The sequence below is a fragment of the Kitasatospora sp. NPDC056327 genome, from assembly GCF_042261735.1.
GTDB lineage: Bacteria > Actinomycetota > Actinomycetes > Streptomycetales > Streptomycetaceae > Kitasatospora.
Map to the genome: position 1 here is coordinate 1 of NZ_JBHJRC010000503.1, position 2,699 is coordinate 2,699.

A 2,699-nucleotide genomic window follows, 5' to 3' on the forward strand; every position below is an offset into this window, starting at 1 on the left:
CGCGTGCGCGCCGCGGGGCCCCTGTCGTGCGGGCTCACTCCTGCGCCCACACCCCCAGGATCTCGGGACCGTACCGGGCAGCGACGGCGTCCACCGCGGTGGCCGCCTGCTCGGTGTACACGAACACCCCGGCACCGTCCTCGGAGATCGCCACCCGGTCGATGGTCACCCCCTGCGCCGACCAGTAGCCGGCCTCGGCCATGATCCGCCGCTGCAGCTCCACGAAGTGCCGTCGCGACCCCAGGGCGTCGACGAACTGGACGACCGTCGTGTCGGAGGTCACCGCCCGGTTCACCGCTTGGTCGAACCCGCTGCCCGCCACCCGCTGGGCGAACACCACGGACGTCCGCCCGTCGTAGCAGGCACCGAAGAAGTTGTCCCCGTACTGCATCGCACCGATCCGGCGAACCGTGTTCACGATCTCCAGCAGGTCGGGGGCCCGGTAGCCTTCCCGCGTGGCCCTCGCGAGGGTCGGGAACGAGAGTGTCTGCGCGGTGCTGGGCGCTCCGCCGGCCCAGGGCCGCCACCGCGGCACGGCCGGCCCGCCGCCGCAGAGGAGGACCTCGCCCGTCAGGGTGTCGGGCAGCGTCTCACCCGGTCCGGCCGGCAGAGCACCGCGGCCGTCGGTCCAGACGCCCGCGTCCAGCCGGGCCACCGCCCCGATCCCCAGCACCACCACCGCCAGCGCCACCGCCAGCTGCCCCGCCACCCGCCGCCGCTTCCGGCGCCGGCCGGCGTGCCGCAGGGCGGCCAGCGGCGCCCGCCCCCGTACCGCGCCGGCCCGGGCGTCGAGCCGGACGACCAGCTCCTGCTCGAACCGGTCCGGATCGGCCCCTCTCTCCTCAACCGTCATGACCCACCATCTCCCGTACCGGTGCCAGCTCCTGCCGGAGCGTCCTCATCGCGCGCGCCAGATGGGTCTTGGCCGTCGCGGTCGAGCAGCCGAGTTCCTCGGCCACCTGGGCCACCGACAGGTCCGCGTAGTACCGCAGCACCACCGCGGTGCGCTGACGGGGCGGCAGCGACCGCAGCGCCGCCTCCAGTTCCTCGTCCCGCGAACCGGCCGCGACCGCCGGGAGGTCCGGGAGCAGCGGCGTCAGCACCTCCCGCCGGGTGCGCCGCCACCGCGAGACGTGGGTGCGGACCATGGCCCGCCGGACGTACGCCTCGGCCGCGCCCGGGTCGCGGATCGCGCCGCGCCGGACGTACACCCGGGAGAGGGCGTCGTGCAGCAGGTCCCGTGCGTCGTGGACGTTCCCCGTGATCAGGAACGCACCGCGGAGCAGGGCCTGGTACCGCGCCGCGACGAACTCGTCGAACGGATCGTCCCGCCGGGTGCCCTCGGTGAAGCCCCCCGGCCGCATCGGTTCGCGCTTCATGCCCACCAGACGCGCGGGAGGGCGCGAACGGATGACACGCCCGGGAAAAAAGCCCGGGGAACGGGGAACGGCCCGGGGGCCGGGCACCGGTCGTTCCCGGTCCCCGGCCCCTCCGTCAGGCCCCGCTCACTCCCCGGCTTCGCCGGCGCGGTGGCGCTTGACCCACAGGGCCGCGCCGCCCGCCGCGACGACCAGCCCGCCGCCGACGGCCAGCAGACCGGCGTCACCGCCGACGGAGCCGCCCAGCACCGGGCCGAGCTGCGCCGAGACGGGCTCCGGGGACACCACACCCGGATCGGGCTCCGCCATCGAATCGGCGTGCGCCGCGCCGGCACCGCCCAGCAGCACCCCGGCGGCGCCGAGCGCGCCCGCGGTGCCCAGGGCACCCGCCGTGCCCATCCGCCGGCCGAGCTTCCTCAGCCGTACCACCCGGATCCGCCGAAGACGGCGGACCGGCCGCAAACTCCGCATCGAGAACTCCCCAGGACCCGTTCGCGTACTGGCTCGACGCTATCCGATCGGCACAGATTTCTCACACCCATTCAGGTTTGGGTGGTCAAGAGTTGTACGACCGTTGCCCAGCCGGACCGCCGCCGGTCGCCCCGCCCGCCGCCCCGCGGAGCACGGTCCGTGACCGCGGCTCAGGAACCCCGCCGCGGCTCAGGAGTTGTACGTCGACTGCGCCCGCTCCAGGCCCTCGGAGAGCAGCGCCTCCACCGCGTCCGCCGAGCGGTCCACGAACCACTCCAGCTCCTTGCGCTCGGTGGCGGAGAAGTCCTTCAGCACGAAGTCCGCGACCTCCATGCGGCCCGGCGGACGGCCGATCCCGCACCGCACCCGGTGGTACTCCGGGCCGAGCGACCTGGTGATGGACTTCAGCCCGTTGTGCCCGTTGTCGCCGCCGCCCAGCTTCAGCCGCAGGGCCGCGTAGTCGATGTCCAGCTCGTCGTGGACGGCCACCAGCGCGGAGGCGGGCGCCTTGTAGAAGTCGCGCAGCGCGGTGACCGGGCCGCCCGAGAGGTTCATGAACGACATCGGCTTGGCCAGCACCACCCGCCGGCCCGCCAGCCGCCCCTCGGCGACCTGGGCGCGGCTCTTGTGGGCCTTGAACTTCGCGCCCATCCGCTGGGCCAGCAGGTCCACCACCATGAACCCGATGTTGTGCCGGTTCCGGGCGTACTGCTCCCCGGGGTTGCCCAGCCCCACCACCAGCCAGGGGCCCTCGTACGATTCGTCGCTCATGCTTGCGCCACCGCTCCTCGTGGTCGTGTTCACCGTCATCATCCCGGACACGCCGCTGCCCCGGCCGCTCCAGGGGAG

At 74.2% G+C, this 2,699-nt stretch carries 4 protein-coding genes; all 4 read right to left on the minus strand.

What is annotated here, in order from left to right:
- Positions 1-34: 34 nt before the first annotated feature.
- The 4 genes from ACFCX4_RS35745 to pth all read right to left on the minus strand — a co-directional run bounded on the left by ACFCX4_RS35745 (position 35) and on the right by pth (position 2,621).
- Positions 35-853, minus strand: a complete 819-nt coding sequence (locus ACFCX4_RS35745; protein WP_376151564.1) for a hypothetical protein — start codon at positions 851-853, stop codon at positions 35-37.
- The gene (locus tag ACFCX4_RS35750; RefSeq protein WP_376151566.1) at positions 843-1,379 is read right to left on the minus strand and encodes a SigE family RNA polymerase sigma factor; all 537 of its coding nucleotides are present in this window, start codon (positions 1,377-1,379) and stop codon (positions 843-845) included. Before ACFCX4_RS35750 ends, ACFCX4_RS35745 begins: the two co-directional genes overlap by 11 nt.
- 126 nt (positions 1,380-1,505) lie before the next feature.
- Complete coding sequence (locus ACFCX4_RS35755) at positions 1,506-1,778, minus strand: hypothetical protein (RefSeq protein ID WP_376151568.1); 273 nt, start codon at positions 1,776-1,778, stop codon at positions 1,506-1,508.
- Between the two features lie 261 nt (positions 1,779-2,039).
- A complete protein-coding gene (gene pth, locus ACFCX4_RS35760; RefSeq protein ID WP_376151570.1) occupies positions 2,040-2,621 on the minus strand; it encodes an aminoacyl-tRNA hydrolase in 582 nt (193 codons plus the stop codon).
- Positions 2,622-2,699: the final 78 nt, after the last annotated feature.

Coding starts and splice junctions, on each gene's coding strand:
- ACFCX4_RS35745 (WP_376151564.1), bottom strand. CDS start 853: ATGACGGTTGAGGAGAGAGGGGCCGATCCGGACCGGTTCGAGCAGGAG.
- ACFCX4_RS35750 (WP_376151566.1), bottom strand. CDS start 1,379: ATGAAGCGCGAACCGATGCGGCCGGGGGGCTTCACCGAGGGCACCCGG.
- ACFCX4_RS35755 (WP_376151568.1), bottom strand. CDS start 1,778: ATGGGCACGGCGGGTGCCCTGGGCACCGCGGGCGCGCTCGGCGCCGCC.
- pth (WP_376151570.1), bottom strand. CDS start 2,621: ATGAGCGACGAATCGTACGAGGGCCCCTGGCTGGTGGTGGGGCTGGGC.